At 64.2% G+C, this 16442-nt stretch carries 14 protein-coding genes and 1 pseudogene; 9 read left to right on the forward strand and 6 right to left on the reverse strand.

The genetic code is table 11. The features are described from left to right. The 4 genes and pseudogenes from ACWGS8_RS18170 to ACWGS8_RS18185 all read left to right on the forward strand — a co-directional run. Positions 1–510 (forward strand): annotated as a pseudogene (locus ACWGS8_RS18170) (hypothetical protein); the annotation flags it as partial. Between the two features lie 206 nt (positions 511–716). Beyond that, a complete protein-coding gene (gene rpe, locus ACWGS8_RS18175) occupies positions 717–1394 on the forward strand; it encodes a ribulose-phosphate 3-epimerase (protein WP_096452246.1) in 678 nt (225 codons plus the stop codon). 499 nt (positions 1395–1893) lie between these two features. Beyond that, positions 1894–2637, forward strand: coding sequence for a GntR family transcriptional regulator (locus ACWGS8_RS18180; RefSeq protein WP_454582218.1), 744 nt, complete (start codon positions 1894–1896; stop codon positions 2635–2637). A gap of 166 nt (positions 2638–2803) precedes the next feature. Continuing rightward, a complete protein-coding gene (locus ACWGS8_RS18185; RefSeq protein WP_454582219.1) occupies positions 2804–4318 on the forward strand; it encodes a malonate--CoA ligase in 1515 nt (504 codons plus the stop codon). Here ACWGS8_RS18185 and ACWGS8_RS18190 read toward each other — a convergent pair. The 6 genes from ACWGS8_RS18190 to ACWGS8_RS18215 form a co-directional block, all read right to left on the reverse strand. Next, on the reverse strand, positions 4315–6387 hold the full coding sequence (locus ACWGS8_RS18190) for an ABC transporter ATP-binding protein/permease (RefSeq protein WP_454582220.1): 2073 nt from the start codon (positions 6385–6387) through the stop codon (positions 4315–4317). The genes ACWGS8_RS18185 and ACWGS8_RS18190 overlap by 4 nt on opposite strands. Before the next feature lie 75 nt (positions 6388–6462). Then, the gene (locus tag ACWGS8_RS18195) at positions 6463–7575 is read right to left on the reverse strand and encodes an NAD(P)/FAD-dependent oxidoreductase (RefSeq protein WP_454582221.1); all 1113 of its coding nucleotides are present in this window, start codon (positions 7573–7575) and stop codon (positions 6463–6465) included. A gap of 10 nt (positions 7576–7585) precedes the next feature. Further along, positions 7586–8758, reverse strand: coding sequence for an N-acetylglucosamine-6-phosphate deacetylase (gene nagA, locus ACWGS8_RS18200; RefSeq protein WP_454582222.1), 1173 nt, complete (start codon positions 8756–8758; stop codon positions 7586–7588). Beyond that, a complete protein-coding gene (locus ACWGS8_RS18205; protein ID WP_454582223.1) occupies positions 8755–9789 on the reverse strand; it encodes an SIS domain-containing protein in 1035 nt (344 codons plus the stop codon). Before ACWGS8_RS18205 ends, nagA begins: the two co-directional genes overlap by 4 nt. Then, on the reverse strand, positions 9786–10568 hold the full coding sequence (locus ACWGS8_RS18210) for a GntR family transcriptional regulator (protein WP_454582224.1): 783 nt from the start codon (positions 10566–10568) through the stop codon (positions 9786–9788). The genes ACWGS8_RS18205 and ACWGS8_RS18210 overlap by 4 nt, the downstream gene beginning before the upstream one ends. After that, a complete protein-coding gene (locus tag ACWGS8_RS18215) occupies positions 10565–11446 on the reverse strand; it encodes a BadF/BadG/BcrA/BcrD ATPase family protein (protein ID WP_454582225.1) in 882 nt (293 codons plus the stop codon). Before ACWGS8_RS18215 ends, ACWGS8_RS18210 begins: the two co-directional genes overlap by 4 nt. A gap of 198 nt (positions 11447–11644) precedes the next feature. Here ACWGS8_RS18215 and ACWGS8_RS18220 point away from each other — a divergent pair, with 198 nt between their 5' ends. The 5 genes from ACWGS8_RS18220 to ACWGS8_RS18240 all read left to right on the forward strand — a co-directional run bounded on the left by ACWGS8_RS18220 (position 11645) and on the right by ACWGS8_RS18240 (position 16442). Beyond that, a complete protein-coding gene (locus tag ACWGS8_RS18220) occupies positions 11645–12574 on the forward strand; it encodes an N-acetylmuramic acid 6-phosphate etherase (protein ID WP_454582226.1) in 930 nt (309 codons plus the stop codon). A gap of 117 nt (positions 12575–12691) precedes the next feature. Further along, positions 12692–13951, forward strand: coding sequence for an ABC transporter substrate-binding protein (locus ACWGS8_RS18225; RefSeq protein ID WP_454582227.1), 1260 nt, complete (start codon positions 12692–12694; stop codon positions 13949–13951). Between the two features lie 247 nt (positions 13952–14198). Next, complete coding sequence (locus ACWGS8_RS18230) at positions 14199–15128, forward strand: carbohydrate ABC transporter permease (RefSeq protein WP_454582228.1); 930 nt, start codon at positions 14199–14201, stop codon at positions 15126–15128. A gap of 10 nt (positions 15129–15138) precedes the next feature. Further along, positions 15139–15978 (forward strand): carbohydrate ABC transporter permease, encoded by an 840-nt coding sequence (locus tag ACWGS8_RS18235; RefSeq protein WP_095083652.1) that lies wholly within the window; start codon positions 15139–15141, stop codon positions 15976–15978. Next, on the forward strand, positions 15975–16442 hold the full coding sequence (locus ACWGS8_RS18240) for a DUF4304 domain-containing protein (protein ID WP_454582229.1): 468 nt from the start codon (positions 15975–15977) through the stop codon (positions 16440–16442). Before ACWGS8_RS18235 ends, ACWGS8_RS18240 begins: the two co-directional genes overlap by 4 nt.

A 16442-nucleotide genomic window follows, 5' to 3' on the forward strand; every position in this document is an offset into this window, starting at 1 on the left:
TGCGTCTGCCCGCAGGGCACCGAGGTGCGCAACGGCGCCTGCCGTCCGGTGCGGCCGAAGCCCGAGCAGTGCGCTATCCGTGGTCAGGTCCACGATGCCAATGGCGATTGCGTCTGCCCGCGTGGTACCGAGGTGATCGACGGCGCGTGCCGGCGCAAGCAGCCGCAACTGGAGCAATGCGACATACGCGGCCAGGTCCACAACAAGCGCGGCGAGTGTGTCTGTCCGCGTGGGACCGAGGTGATCGATGGCGCATGCCGCAGGCCCAGCCAGGAGACGGAATGCGCGCCCGGCACGCAGATGATCAATGGCCAGTGCCAGCCGATCTTCAGGCGGCGCTGCCCGGAAGGCACGATCGGAAGGTATCCAAACTGCCGGCCGATCCGCGGGCAGCCGTCGCTGGAGATCAACCCGGGCCTGCTGCTGCAGCAAGTGCTGCCACGGCGTCAGCCGCAGGTTGAGCAGCAGGATCCGGTTCCAAACAGGATCCTGAAGCTCCAGCAGCAGTAACCATCTGCCCGACGCCAGACCAAAAACCCGCCGGAGCGATCCGGCGGGTTTTTCTTCATGGCTCCGGGCAATCGGGGATCGCAGACGCGGCAAAGCAATCCAAGCCTGTGGAGCCGCCACGCCTGCACCCTCGACAAGTCACCCGCCGGGCATTAGGCAGTCGATTCGGAGCGACCAGATGAAAGGCCGCCCGGAAAGGCCGCACGATGAGCAAAAAGACCCTGATCGCACCGTCGGTGCTGGCTTCGGATTTTTCGAAGCTCGGTGACGAGGTCGAAGCCGTCGCGGCGGCAGGAGCCGACTGGATCCACCTCGATGTCATGGATGGTCATTTCGTCCCCAACATCACCTTCGGCCCGCCCGTCATCAAGGCGATCCGCAACCGCACCAAGGCCTTCTTCGACTGCCATCTGATGATTGCGCCGGCCGATCCCTATCTCGCCGCCTTCGCCGAAGCCGGCTGTGACGGCATGACGGTGCATGCCGAGGCCGGGCCGCATCTCGACCGCTCGCTGCAGACCATCCGGAATCTCGGCAAGAAGGCCGGTGTGTCGCTCAATCCGGCGACGCCGGAAACGATGATCGAATATGTTCTTGATCGGCTGGACCTGATCCTGATCATGACCGTCAATCCGGGCTTCGGCGGCCAGGCCTTCATCCCGGGGATCGTCGACAAGGTGAGAAGGGTTAAGGCGCTGATCGGCGACCGCCCGATCCGCATCGAGATCGACGGCGGCGTTTCGCCCGAAACGGCGCCCCTGGTCACGGCAGCCGGCGCCGATGTGCTGGTGGCGGGTGCGGCCATCTTCAAGGGCGGCAGCGTCGAAGCCTACCGCGCCAACATCGAGGCGATCAGGACAGCGGCCGACAAGGCAGCCGGCTAGACGTCGCGATCCTTCCCGTTTTGGTTCAGTAGGCCGGCCAGAGCAATTCGAGGAAAAGTGTGAGCGGTTTTCCCTAGGGGATTGCGTCAAAACAATGAGTTACAGCGGCTCGCCGTTTCCATGAATCGGTGAACCGCTCTAAGAGCCGATGTATGGACACGGCTCCTGCAGGGCGCTCACGCCCGAATCAGATTCGCCGAGAAGGCCTGATTCGGAGCGAACCGTCCGCTGCCTTTGCGCGCGACAGAAAAGATGCTCGCACAAGCACACACCAAACAGATAATCCTGCGTGCATACAAAACATGTTAAGTTTCTGCTGGTTGCAGAGATGCTCGAATTTCCACGATCGGATGCAGATCGGGGTATATTCCTTTGTGCTTAAGTACAATAGCGCTATCTTCTGCTTGAGCCCCTTGACGCAACCACTGTAAGATACGCGTACGGAAGGATTTATCGGACTCGAATTGCCCAGCGAAAAAATGGGGACAAGGAGTCGATTTTGACATACGGAGCTGCCAATCTGAACGACGACGGCAGAGAATCCAAGAGCACACTTGCCAGTACGGTCTATCACCAATTGCGGGATGATCTTCTCGGTGGCGCTCTTGAAACCGAAAGCAAACTGCGGGTCGAGTGGGTTGTTTCCAAATATGGCGCCGGCGCTTCCCCGGTTCGTGAAGCCCTAAATCGCCTTGCTTCCGAAGGACTTCTTGGTCGCCACGACCAGCGTGGCTTTTTCATCATGCCGGTCAGTGCGACGGAGCTCGAGGAGCTGACGCGCACCCGTTGCTGGCTCGAGGAGCGGGCGCTTCGCGAATCCATTGCCCACCGCACCGCCGAATGGGAAGAACAGCTGGTGCTGGCGCTGCATCGCCTGGGCCGCGCCTCACGTCTTTCGCCGCAGAATGCCACGTCGCTCGATCCGGACTGGGAGAAATTGCACCGCACCTTCCACCGGGTGCTGATCTCGGCTTGCCGGTCGCACTGGCTGGTGGGTTTCTGCGATCAGCTTTCCGACCACGCCTACCGCTACCGGCAAATGGCCCATGACGGCGAAAGCATCCAGCGCGACGATTTCGCCGAACACCGGCTGATCGCCGAATGCGCGCTCGATGGCAATGCCGACGGCGCCGTCCAGGCTTTGATCGATCACTACCAGCTGACCGCTTCCATATGCATGGAACGTTTCAAGCAAGGCGAAGTCGCAAAGGTCGCCGCCGCGGCCGAACGCGCCCGGCGGTAACGATCTCCTTTGGCGCCTTGTCGCGACCGTTCGGCGGACGTGAGGTGCCGGATCGCCGTTTGCGGTCTTGACGGCATGGCCGCGAAACGCGAACTCTTCGCCGCCGACTCATGTTGCCCCAAAGGCATTGCCGGCGTCGCCATTGCCGTCACTGCGGGAAGACTTCATGAGCAATCATCTGTTCGATGCGTTCCGGTCCCGGATGCCGGCGCCCGGGCATCTGTTGATGAAAACCGATGACGGGCGTTCGCTGAGCTATGGCGACATGCTGGCGCGGTCGGCACAGTTCGCTCATGCGCTGCTGCAGTTGGATGTCGAGCCCGGCGACCGGGTCGCCGTGCAGGTCGAAAAGAGCCCGGAGGCGCTGCTGCTCTATCTCGCCTGTGTGCGCGCCGGCGCCGTCTTCCTGCCGCTCAACACCGCCTACACGCTGACCGAACTCGGCTATTTCTTCGAGGATGCGGCGCCGCGCGTCATCGTCTGCGATCCGGCAAGGGCGGCCGATATCGGGCGCATGGTCGAGCCATCCGGCGCCGCCGTCGTCACGCTCGACCGCAATGGCCGAGGATCGCTGGCGGACCAGGCTTCGCGTCTGCCTTCAGATTTTCATGACGTGGCGCGCGGACCGGATGATCTCGCGGCAATCCTCTACACGTCGGGAACGACAGGCCGCTCGAAAGGCGCCATGCTCAGCCACGAGAACCTGGCCTCGAATGCGCGGGTGCTGGTCGAGCAATGGCGCTTCACATCAGACGACGTGCTGATCCACGCCTTGCCGATCTTCCACACCCATGGCCTGTTCGTCGCCACCAATGTCGTCCTGATGGCGGGCGCCTCGATGCTGTTCGAGCAGAAGTTCGACCCGGCCCGCATCGTCGCGCTGCTGCCGCGCGCCACCGCGCTGATGGGCGTGCCGACCTTTTATGTGCGCCTGCTGCAGCAGGATGGACTGGACCGACAAACGACGAAGACCATCCGCCTGTTCGTGTCCGGCTCGGCGCCGCTACTGGCCGACACCCACAAGGCCTGGCGCGAGCGCACCGGCCACGCCATCCTCGAACGCTACGGTATGACCGAGACCAACATGAACACCTCGAACCCCTATGAGGGCGAACGGCGCGCCGGCACGGTCGGCTTCCCCTTGCCTGGCGTGGCGCTGCGCATCGTCGACCCCGACAGCGGCAAGCCGCTGGCCCAAGGCGAGGTCGGCATGATCGAGGTCAGGGGTCCCAACGTTTTTGGCGGCTACTGGCGCATGCCGGAAAAGACCAGGGCGGAATTCCGCGCCGACGGTTTCTTCATCACCGGCGATCTCGGCATGGTCGACACCGATGGCTATGTCCATATTGTCGGCCGCGGCAAGGACCTGATCATTTCGGGCGGCTACAACATCTATCCGAAGGAGCTCGAAAGCGAGATCGACGCACTTGATGGAGTGAGCGAAAGCGCCGTCATCGGCGTCGCCCATCCGGATTTCGGCGAAGGCGTCACCGCGGTCGTCGTGCGGGCGCCGGGGGCAGCGATCACCGGAGCCGAAATCCTCGGCGCCATCACCGGACGCCTGGCCAGGTACAAGCACCCGAAGCAGGTGATCTTCGTCGACGAATTGCCGCGCAACACGATGGGCAAGGTCCAGAAGAATCTGCTGCGCGACGCCTACAAGGATCTTTACGCGTCCTAGCTGCCGTTCGGCGTCTTGCGCGGCTTGTTGATCCTCGTGCCGGAGCCCCACAATGCGCGCTGAAATAGCCCGCGTTTGCGGTTGCGCGGCACGAGATCGATATCCCCGACCAGTTTCGCGCCGCCCTTGCGCCGCTCCAGCGTGATCTTGCGGGTATGGAAGGCTTCCAATTCGGCGCGATGCGCCACGCTGACGATGGTAACCTCGGGCAGTTCGCGGATCACCGTTTGCATCATCTGGTCCTGGCTCTTCTCGTCCAGCGCCGAGGTCGCCTCGTCCAGTACGACGATGTCGGGGCGATGCAGCAAAAGGCGCGCGAAGGCGACACGCTGCTTTTCGCCGCCCGACAGCGTCTGGTCCCAGGGCGCTTCCTCCTTGATCCGGCCGGCGAGGTAACCGAGGCCGACCTTGTCTAGCGCGGCCTTGATCTGGTCGAGCTTCCACTTGTTGGCGGCCGCGGGGTAGGCGACCACCCGGCGCAGCGTGCCGGACGGGATATAAGGCCGCTGCGGCAGCATGAACAACCGCTTGTGGGGATGGAAATTGACGCTGCCGCTTCCCCATGGCCACAGGCCGGCGAGCGCCCGCACCAGCGTCGACTTACCCGAACCGGATTCGCCCGACACCAGCACCCGTTCGCCCGGTTCGACCGCCACCTCCGTTTCCTTCACCACGGACGTGCCGTCGTCGAGCGTCACGCAGAGATCATCGAGGGAGAGCATCGTTTCGCCCTTGGTCTCGCCGTGCTGGATGCGCCCGAGCTCATCGCTCTGCTCGGCGCGCTCCAGCCCGTCGAGCGACATCATCAGCGAGGCGATGCGGCGCGCGGAGGCGTTCCAGTCGGCGAGGCGCGGATAATTGTCGACCAGCCAGCCGAAAGCGCCCTGCACGATGGCGAAGGCGGAGGCCGCCTGCATGACCTGGCCGAGCGACATCGAGCCTTCAAGGAACTTTGGAGCACAGAGCAACACCGGCACGACGGGTGCGAAAAGGCTCGAGCCCTGCGAGACCAGGGCCGTGCGCATATGCTGGCCGGTCAGTTGCGCCCATCGCTTCAGCACGCCGCCAAAGGTCCTGTCGATGCCGCTGCGTTCCTCCTCCTCGCCGCCGAGCAATGCGATGCTCTCGCCGTTTTCGCGCACGCGCGTCAGCACGTAGCGGAATTCGGCTTCCGTCTGGTTCTTCTCTTCGGACAGCCGAACGAAATCGCGGCCGATGACGAACATCGAGGTGGAGGTGATCGCGGCATAGATCACCGCGGTGACGACGAGGAAGCCCGGCACGGTGAAGGTCGAGCCTCCCAGATTGAAGCTCAAGGCCCCGCCGATGGTCCACAGCACCACGATGAAGGTCGACGCAGACAGGGTGGCGACAATCACGCCGGCGACGAAGTCGACGGGCGCCTCGGTGGCGACCCGCAGATCTTCCGAGAGGCGGGCCTCGGGGTTTTGGTGGTCGCCCTGCACGAGGTTCAGCTGGTAGTAGCGGCCGTTGGCGAGCCAGCGCGCTATCACCGAGGTGGTCAGCCAGGAGCGCCAGCGGCGCTGCATGGTCATGCGCAGATAGACCTGCGTGACGACAAGGCTGATGCTGCCAGCCACGAGCGGCACGAACACCGCGCTCAGGAAATAGACGGTGTGAGCGTCGCGCTTCTCGATGGCATCGAAAATGGCACGGTTCCAGACATTGATCCCGTACTGGAAGCCGACATTGACGACGATCAGGATCAGCAGTCCGATCGTCAGCGGCCAGCCGAGCTTGTCGCCCTGCCGCCCCCAATAACCGCGTCCGCTGATCCAGAATCGCTTGAGCAGGTACTTCTTGCGCGCCTGTTCTGCTTCCTCAGGCGTCAGCTCCGGGTCGGGTTCGACGGCTTCCGGCGGCGGAGCCTCGGCGGCGATGTCGGACGCGGCCGCTTCGACGATAGGTGCCTTCTTGCCGCCTGGTTTCTTTTCGCTCGCCTCCTCCTCGCGCGGGCTCTCGTCACGCGGCTTTTGCCGTCGCGGCTTGGGGGCGCCGCGCGGTTTGATGCCGTCGGCCGGTCTGGATCTGGGTTTCGCCTCGGACATACGCCCCGACAACGAGCTCGAAATCAAAAGGTTTCATGCCACCCGCTCGAGACGGCAAATTCCCGGCTGCGACCGTTATCGCGGGTACAGCAATTCGACGACATGGTCGGCGATGGCCAGGCTTGCCGTCAGGCCCGGGCTCTCGATGCCGAACAGGTTGACGATCCGCCCCGCGCGATGATCGGCCGGACCCTGGATGATGAAGTCGGCCGCCGGCTGGCCGGGACCCGACAGTTTCGGCCTGACGCCGGCATAGGCGGGCTGCAGGGCGCCGTCGGCAAGACCGGGCCAATAGCACCGGATCGCTTCGTAGAAGACGGCGCTCCGGCCGGGGTCGACCATGTAATCCACATGGTCGATCCATTCGACATCGGGCCCGAAGCGCGCACGGCCGCCAAGGTCGAGTGTGAGATGGACGCCGAGGCCGCCTTCGACCGGAACCGGATAGATCAGCCGCGAAAAAGGCGACCGGCCGGGAAGGGAGAAGTAGTTTCCGCGCGCCAGCCATTGCCGGGGAATGAGATCCCCTGGGAAACCGTCGATCCGGCCGGCCAGAGCCTGTGCCTCGAGGCCCGCGGCATTGATGAAGGCGCCAGCCTCCAGGGCGAAGGTCTCGCCATTGGCATCGCGCGTTTCGATCCGGATCTCGCCGGCCTCGACAGTCGCGCCGGCAACGGTTGTCAGGAAAGCAAAGGACGCACCCGCGGCTTCGGCCTCGCCGCGCAGCGACAGCATCAGCGCATGGCTGTCGACAATGCCCGTGGATGGCGACAGCAGCGCGCCGGCGCATGTCAGCGCCGGCTCCAGGCTCTTGGCTTCGTCACGCGTCAGGAATTGGAGATCATCGACCCCGCAACGTCGCCCATTGGCCTCGATGTTCCGCAACCCCTCCGTCTGGCCGGGCTCGCTGGCAACGATCAGCTTGCCGGTACGCTTATGGGCGATGTCGTGCTCGGCGCAATAGGCGTAGAGACGCTGGCGTCCTTCGACGCAGAGCCGGGCTTTCAGGCTTCCCGGCGCATAATAAAGCCCGGCATGGATGACTTCGGAATTGCGCGAACTGGTGACGGTGCCGATCGCATCCGCCTGCTCGACCACCACCACTTCGCGCCCCGACACGGCAAGCGTCCAGGCGATGGCAAGCCCGACGACGCCCGCTCCGGCGACGACGCAATCGATTGTCTGCATGGGCTCGCCTTCAGCGTGAAGCGCCGGCCTCGAACACCTTGTCGCCGCCGATCCAGACGCTTCCTATGCCAAGATCGTCCGACAGCGCAACGATGTCGGCCGCCGTGCCGTTGGCCAGGCGGCCAAGCCGGTGCGACTGGCCGATCGCCTGCGCCGGATAGAGCGAGGCCATGCGCAAGGCCTCGGACAGATCGACACCGACGACATCGTGCATGAACCGGACAGCCGAGATCATGTCGAGATCGGCGCCGGCCAGCGTGCCGTCGGCAAGCCGCAGACTCCCGTCCTTGCGGTAGATGGTGCGGCCGTTGAGCGTGAACGACGTCATGTTGGTGCCGATCGTCGCCATCGCGTCGGTGACCAGCACGATCTTGCCCGGCCTCTGCTTGGCGTCGAGCGCGATCCTGATGGTTGCCGGGTGGACATGGATGCCGTCGGCGATCAGCCCGGCGGACAATGTGCCGATGTCCATGGCCGCGCCGACGAGGCCCGGCTCGCGGTTGCCGATCTGGCTCATGGCGTTGAACAGATGCGTGACCACGCCGGCGCCGGCCTCGGCGAAGGCCTTTGCTGTGGCGTAGCCCGTGTCGGAATGGCCGAGGCTGACGATGATGCCGGCCTTGGCCAAGGCCGCGACGCGGCCCGGATCGACGGATTCCGGCGCGATCGTGGTGAGCAGCACCGGCAGCTTGCGCCGCGCCGCGATCAGCATTGCCTGGTCGGCATCCGTCATCGGCCGGATCAGTGCCGGATCATGCGCGCCCTTGCGCGCGATCGACAGATGCGGGCCTTCGAGATGCAGGCCGAGGAAGCCCGGCACCTTCTGCAGCGCGGCCGCCTCGCCGGCAGCGATGGCGGCGGCGGTGATTTCGGGCGTGTCGGTGATCAGCGTCGGCAGCAGCGCCGTCGTGCCGAAGGGCGCATGCGCCCGGCATATGGTTTCGATCGAGGCGACATCGGGGTGGTCGTTGAGCATGACGCCGCCGCCGCCATTGACCTGGATGTCGAGGAAGCCCGGCGCCAGAATACCACCACCGGTTCCCACGATCCGAATATCCGAGGGGATCGCGCCAGAGGGTAAGATAGCCTCGACCAGACCATCGCGCACGACAAGGGCATGGCTTTCATGCCAGTCGGCACCGTCGAAAATGCGGGCGCCAGTCAGGGCAAAACGGTCGCTCATACGGTCTCCGTCACCTTGCGAAGATTGCGCGGCGTGTCCGGGTCGAGGCCGCGGTGGCGGGCGAAGGCCTCGACGAACACGTAGAACGAAACGATCAGCGTCAGCGGGTCGGTCAGCGGGTGACCGGTGGCGACATGCGGCAGGCGCGTGGCGCGGTCGGAAAGCGCCGAGGTGACGAACACCGGTGCTCCCTTGGCCGCCAGCCCGTCAGCCGCCTCAGTGATGGACGGTTCGGACGCATCGCGCGCGGCCAATGCCAGCACCGGAAAGTCAGGGCCGATCAACGCCAGAGGACCGTGCATGACTTCGGCCGCGCTATAGGCCTCGGCATGCATGCCGCAGGTTTCCTTGAACTTCAGCGCCGCCTCGTTGGCCATCGCCGCCGACGGGCCGCGGCCAAGGATGAACAGCGATTTCTGCTTCTCGATGGTTTCGGAGAGCACGCTCATCCAGTCGCAGGCGATCGCCTTGCCGAAATGCTCGGGCAAGCGGGCGAGCGCCGCCAGAAGCGCGTCGTCGCCGGTGGAATGCGCCATCAGCGCAAGGCCGGCGACGGCGGAATTGACGAAGGTCTTGGTCGCCGCGACGCTGCGCTCGGGTCCGGCAAGGATGTCGATCGCATAGTCCGAGGCGCGCGCCAGCGGCGAGTCGGCGGTGTTGGTGACGGCGATGGTCAGCGCGCCGCCGGCGCGTGCGGTTTCGGCCATGGCGACGATGTCGGGGCTTTTGCCCGACTGCGAGATCGCCAGACACGCCGAGCCTTCGAGCCTCAGCTTGCGGCCATAGATCGAAGCGATGGACGGGCCGACCGAGGCGACGGCAAGGCCCGCGGTCAGCTCGACGGCATATTTCATGAAGGTCGCCGCATGGTCGGACGAGCCGCGCGCCACGGTGACAACGAAATGCGGGTCACGCTCCTTGATTCCGCGCCCGGCTTCGGCGAGCACGGCGCCGGAACCGTCGAGCAGGCGGGCGACGGCCTCAGGGATCTCCTCGATCTCGCGTTGCATATGGGTGGTGTTGGAGATCATGGTCGGCCCTCTTCGCTCGGCCCTGTCAGCCGCAGTTCGGCGACGAAATCATAGGCGTCGCCCCGGTAGATGGAGCGGGTGAATTCGATCACCTTGCCGCTCGCCAGATAGGAGATGCGTTCGATATGCAGGCCAGCGATACCCGGCGGCACTTCGAGCAGGCGCGCGTCGCCGTCGCCGAGATTGGCGGCCGAAATACGTTGCACGGCCCGCACCGGCCGGTTGCCAGTCAATTCCAGCGCGGCATAGAGCGATGAGCCTATCCCCGCCGGATCGGGCAGCACGCTGGCCGACAGCGAGGCGCGTTCGATCGCCAGCGGCGTGTCGTTGGCGATGCGCAGGCGCGCCACGCGCGCCACCAGCTCGCTCGACGACAGGCCAAGCACCATCATCTCGTCGGGCGAGGGCGCGTAGAGGCCGCGGTCCAGCCATGCCGAACGCACCGCCATGCCGCGCCGCGCCATGTCTTCGGTAAACGACGTCAGCCGGGACAGCGATTGCTCGACGCGCTCCATCCGTGGCGCCACGAAAGTGCCGGAGCCGTGGCGCTGCACCAGGATGCCGCCCTTGACCAGGTCCTGCACCGCCTTGCGCACGGTGACGCGCGAAATGTCGGCCTTGGTGGCGATGTCGCGCTCGGAAGGCAGCGCATCACCCGGGCCGATCAGGCCGCGATTGACGGCGTCCTCGATGCTTTTGCGCAGCTGCAGATAGAGCGGCGCGCCGCTTTGCGCGGATTGCTTCAGCGTGGCGAATATCTGGTCGGCGGCGTCGTTCATCGCGCCGCCTCCACTGGCTTAGCGAAAAGCCGGGCCGCCATCTGCACCGCGCCGCCCAGCGCGTCGTCGAGCGGCTGCTTGAGCAAAGCCCGGTAACGCGCCGACAGGCGCGGCGCATAAAGCGGCGCCAGCCCGCCAAGCAGGCAAAGCGGCGCGTCGTCCGAAAGGCCGAGCGCACCGAGCGAGGCCTCGACATCGCCGACCGCCTTGTCGACGATCCAGTTGGCGACGGCATCACCCTTTTGCGCATGCTCGAAGACTTTGGGCGCGAAGCCGCCGAAATCGCCGGGCTTGGCATTGGTGGTGAATTCGACCACGTCCTCCGGATTGTTGCGGAAGATGGCCATCATGGCGTCGGTCAGCGGCGAAGCCGCGCGGACGCCGTCATAAGCAAGCAGGGTTTGTTCGAGCAGATCGCGGCCGATGCGGGCGCCGCTGCCCTGGTCGCCGACCTGGAAACCCCAGCCGCCGATGGCGCGCGACGTGCCATCCTTGCGCGCCATATAGGCAGTGCCGGTGCCGAGGATGGCCATGGCGCCGTCGCCGGATCCGACGGCCCCTTCGAGCGCGATCTCGGCGTCGGTCTCGACGCGGCTTGTGCTGAACGGCAGGATGGCCTCGAGCTGCTGCCGGTAGGTGCCGACATTGGCGCCGGCGAGGCCCAGAATGGCCGGCGTTTGCGGGATCAACTCGGGATCCTGCCCGGCGGCGATGAAAGCCTGCCGCGCGGCGTCGACAATGTTCGAGCGCGCGCCCGTGAGGTCGGTGCGGATGTTGGCGGCGCCGCTTTTGGCACGGCCAATGACCGCACCTTCAACTGTTGCCAGGGCGGCCCTGCAGCTGGTGCCGCCGCCATCGATGCCGAGCACGAATTTCACGCGATTTCTCCTCCGGGCGGATAATACCAATAAAATACCAATAGCCAAGAGTTAATTTCCGTTTCAAAAAGATTAAGCCGTATTTTATTGAAAATCCTCGACATTTCGCCGGCTCAGCGAATTCCTGTCCGCGTTTTCGTTAATGCATGTGGACAAGTGGTATTTTTTTGGTATTGTTCTGGCATTGGAGGAACGCGGATGGCCGAAACGCGCACCGAAGCGCTTCACAGGAATGCCGAGGGGCTGGATATCCAGGCTCCGGAAGCCATCCTCGTTTCGCTGGCCGATGCGCAGATCGAAGCCGCCAAGGCCGTCCGCAACGCCATCCCCGCCATCGCTCGGGCAGCCGAGATTATCGCCAGCCGGTTGAGCGGCGGCGGCAAGCTTGCCTACGCCGCGGCCGGCAGTTCCGGCCTGATGGCGCTGGCCGACGCCCTGGAACTTCCCGGCACTTTCGGCATCCGGCGCGATCGCATCGCCATCCTGATCGCCGGCGGCGACGAAGCCTTCAGGACCCTGGCCGGCGGCCCGGAGGATGATACGGAGGAAGCCTCGGCGGCGGTCGCCAAGGCCGGCATCGGCGCCGGCGATTGCCTGATCGCCCTTTCCGCCAGCGGCACCACGCCCTATGCGGTGCGCGCCATCGAGGACGCCCGGCGTCGTGGCGCCGCGACGATCGGCATTGCCAACAACAAGGACTCGGCCCTGCTTCGCCAGGCCGAAACCGCCATCCTGCTCGAGACGCCGCCGGAAGTGATCGCCGGCTCGACGCGCATGGGCGCCGGCACCGCCCAGAAGATCGCGCTCAACATGCTGTCGACGCTGACCGCCGTCCATCTCGGCCATGTCCATGACGGCTACATGGTCAATCTCATGGCCGACAACATCAAGCTGCGCGACCGCGCCGCGCGCATCGTCGCCGCCATCAGCGGGCGCGACAGGGACGAAGCCGCCCGGCTCCTCGAAAAGAGCGGCGGCGCGGTCAAGACCGCCATTCTGCTTGCCGCCGGCGCCGACAGCGCCGATGCGGCGCAGAAGATACTGGAAGAGGCCGGCCAGAAGCTGCGGCCAGCCCTTTCCGCTCTCGAGCATGATCCCGGAAAAGATCATGCTCGAACAAAGAAGTAGGGCCGGTTTCATCCCGATTTCCATCGGGGTGAAACGGGCTTGCGAGGGGAGCAAGGGGTCACAAGCCTCTGTTCTCATCAAAACCGAACCTGAAAAAGGTCAACAGGGAGACTGAGCATGACAACGAAATTACTGACGGCACTGCTTCTGGGCACCAGCATTCTCGGCTCGGCCGGGTTGGCTCATGCCGAGGACGTAACGCTCAACATCGAAAGCTGGCGCGGCGACGACCTTGCCATCTGGAAGGACAAGCTGATCCCGGCCTTCGAAGCCAAGAATCCCGGTATCAAGGTGGTGTTCGCGCCATCGGCGCCGACCGAATATGACGCCGCACTTGGCGCCAAGCTCGCCGCCGGCTCGGCAGGCGACCTGATCACCTGCCGCCCCTTCGACAAGTCGCTTGAACTCTACAAGAAGGGCAACCTCGCCGATCTCTCGGCGCTGCCCGGCATGGAGAACTTCTCGCCGGTCGCCAAGTCCGCCTGGCAGACCGATGACGGCAAGGCGAGCTTCTGCGTGCCGATGGCGTCTGTCATCCACGGCTTCATCTACAACAAGGACGCCTTCGACAAGCTCGGCATCAAGGTGCCAACGACCCGCGACGAGTTCTTCGCCGCGCTCGACAAGATCAAGGCCGACGGCACCTACATCCCGATGGCGATGGGCACCAAGGATCTCTGGGAGGCCGCGACCATGGGCTACCAGAACATCGGCCCCAACTACTGGAAGGGCGAGGATGGCCGCGCCGCGCTGATCAAGGGCACGCAGAAGCTGACCGACAAGCAATGGGTTGCCCCCTTTGAGGAACTGGCCAAGTGGAAGCCGTACCTTGGCGACGGCTTCGAGGCGCAGACCTATCCGGACAGCCAGAACCTGTTCACGCTCGGCCGCGCCGCCATCTACCCGGCCGGCTCGTGGGAAATCGGCCTGTTCAACACCCAGGCCCAGTTCAAGATGGGCGCCTTCCCGCCGCCGGTCGAGAAGGCCGGCGACACCTGCTACATCTCCGACCATACCGACATCGGCATGGGCCTGAATGCAGCTTCCAAGCATGCCGACGCGGCCAAGACCTTCCTGTCCTGGGTCGCCTCGCCGGACTTCGCCACCATCTACGCCAACGCGCTGCCGGGCTTCTTCAGCCTGAACTCCGCGCCGGTGAAGATGGCCGATCCGCTGGCGCAGGAATTCGTCTCCTGGCGCGGCAAGTGCAAGTCGACGATCCGCTCGACCTACCAGATCCTGTCGCGCGGCACGCCGAACCTCGAAAACGAGACCTGGGTTGAATCGGCCAACGTCATCAACGGCACCGACACGCCGGAAGCCGCGGCCAAGAAGCTGCAAACCGGTCTCGACAGCTGGTATAAGCCGGCGAAGTAAGAGCTCAGGCAACGGAGCCGGCCGGGCGCATGCCTGGCCGGTTCCGGATACTCTGGCTTCAGAATAAGCCCGTTCAGATAGCGATTGTCGGCACCGCCTCGCGGCCCTTGCTCGTCTTGGGGAAGGCTGGCTGATCAGTCGCAGGCCTTTGTTCTTGCCGCACCGGGCAAGGATGTCTGGGCCGTGCATCGAGGCATCATCTAGCAACAACATCGTCTGGAACCGAGAGACGGCGGGAACCGAACTCATGGCCGCAGATATCAGACCGAAAAGACCGTTCCGTTGGCACATTGGCGTCTTCCTGGCGCCGGCCGTGCTCGTCTATACGGCGATCATGATCCTGCCGCTGGCCGGCACGCTGCAGCTGTCGCTGTTCCGCAACCTCGAGCAGCACCAGGTCTTTGTCGGTCTGGACAATTTCCGCACCTTGTTCGGTGACCCGAACTGGTCTGTGAATTTCTGGAATGCGCTGCGCAACAATGTCTGGTTCTTCATCATCCACATGCTGGTGCAGAACCCGATCGGCGTCATGCTGGCCGCCCTCCTGTCCAGCCCGAGGCTTAGATTCGCGGCCTTCTACCGCACGGCGATCTTCGTGCCGACCATCCTGTCCTTCGTCATCGTCGGCTTCGCCTGGAAGCTGATCCTGTCGCCGCTCTGGGGCGTAGCGCCGCATATGCTGGACCTGATCGGCCTGAAAAGCCTGTTCACGCCATGGCTCGGCAAGGAAGAATACGCGCTGACCGCGCTCAGCCTGGTCTCGGTGTGGCAGTTCGTCGGCATTCCGATGATGCTGATCTACGCCGCTTTGCTGTCGATCCCCGACGAGGTGATCGAAGCGGCCGAATGCGACGGCATCACCGGCATGTCGCAATTCTGGAAGATCAAGCTGCCGCTGATCCTGCCGTCGATCGGCATTATCTCGATCCTCACCTTCGTCGGCAATTTCAACGCCTTCGACCTGATCTACACCGCACAAGGCGCGCTCGCCGGGCCGAACTATTCGACCGACATTCTCGGCACCTTCCTCTACCGCGCCTTCTTCGGTTTCCAGCTGCAGGTCGGCGATCCCAATATGGGCGCGGCGATCGCCACGATGATGTTCCTGATCATCCTCGGCGGCGTCTGCGTCTACCTCTTCCTCGTCCAGACGCGCCTGCGTCGCTACCAGTTCTGAGGGGCAAGAGATGAGCACCGCCACCCGTTCGCTGCCCCGCACCATCGGCGCCCACGCGATCCTGTTGACCTATACGGCGATCGCGCTGTTTCCAGTGATCCTGGTGATCATGAATTCGTTCAAGTCACGCGCCGGCATTTTCGGCGCGCCGCTGACGCCGCCGACGCCGAAGACATTCGACCTGATCGGCTACACCACGGTGATCGGCCAGGGCGACTTCATCCACTATTTCCAGAACAGCCTCGTCGTCACCGTTGCCTCGCTGTTCTTCGTGCTTTTGTTCGGCGCCATGGCTGCCTTCGCGCTGTCGGAATACCGCTTCCGCGGCAATTCGCTGATGGGGCTCTACCTGGCGCTCGGCATCATGATCCCGATCCGGCTGGGCACCGTCGCCATCCTGCAATTGATGGTGGCGAGCGGGCTGGTCAACACGCTGACGGCGCTGATCCTGGTCTACACCGCGCAAGGTCTGCCGCTCGCCATCTTCATCCTGTCGGAATTCATGAAGCAGGTGTCCGATGACCTGAAGAACGCCGGCCGCATCGATGGGCTGTCCGAATACACCATCTTCTTCCGGCTGGTGCTGCCGCTGGTGCGGCCATCGATGGCGACTGTCGCCGTCTTCACCATGATCCCGATCTGGAACGATCTGTGGTTTCCGCTGATCCTGGCGCCGTCGGAAGAGACCAAGACGGTGACGCTCGGCGCACAGCTGTTCCTCGGTCAGTTCGTCACCAACTGGAACGCCATCCTGGCCGCACTCTCGCTGGCGATCATGCCGGTGCTGATCCTCTACGTCATCTTCTCGCGCCAGCTGATCCGCGGCATTACGTCGGGAGCCGTCAAGTGAGTGGCGGTCGAGAGATTGTCGTACAGGCGCTTGTCGAGACAGCGAGCCGCTATAGATTTCGAGGCGTTCGCGCCACGAATTTCTACCTGGAGTGGCCGGAGACGATCTGCCTGCTGAACCTTCAGAAGTCTTCCTGGGGGCCGCAGTTCTATATCAACGCCGCCGTCTGGTTTACGCGGCTTGGTCCGGAGCGCCGGCCGAAAGAACACAACTGTCACATTCGTTGGCGCGTCGATTCCCAAATGGAAGACAGCCAGTCGAAGGCGTTCACCCAGGCACTCAATCTTGAGCATCCCCTACCCGACGATCATAGGCTGTCGCTCATTAAGGATGGCGTTGACACTTACGGCTTTGGGCTTTTGGCGCGTTGCGAAAGCGAACGGACTAGCCTGCGAATTGCAGATGAATGCGAGCCTTCTGTGCTCGTAGCTCTCGCAGCCCGCAGCCAAGAAAAGGCAGATTGA

Source organism: Mesorhizobium sp. 43Arga, from assembly GCF_053714255.1.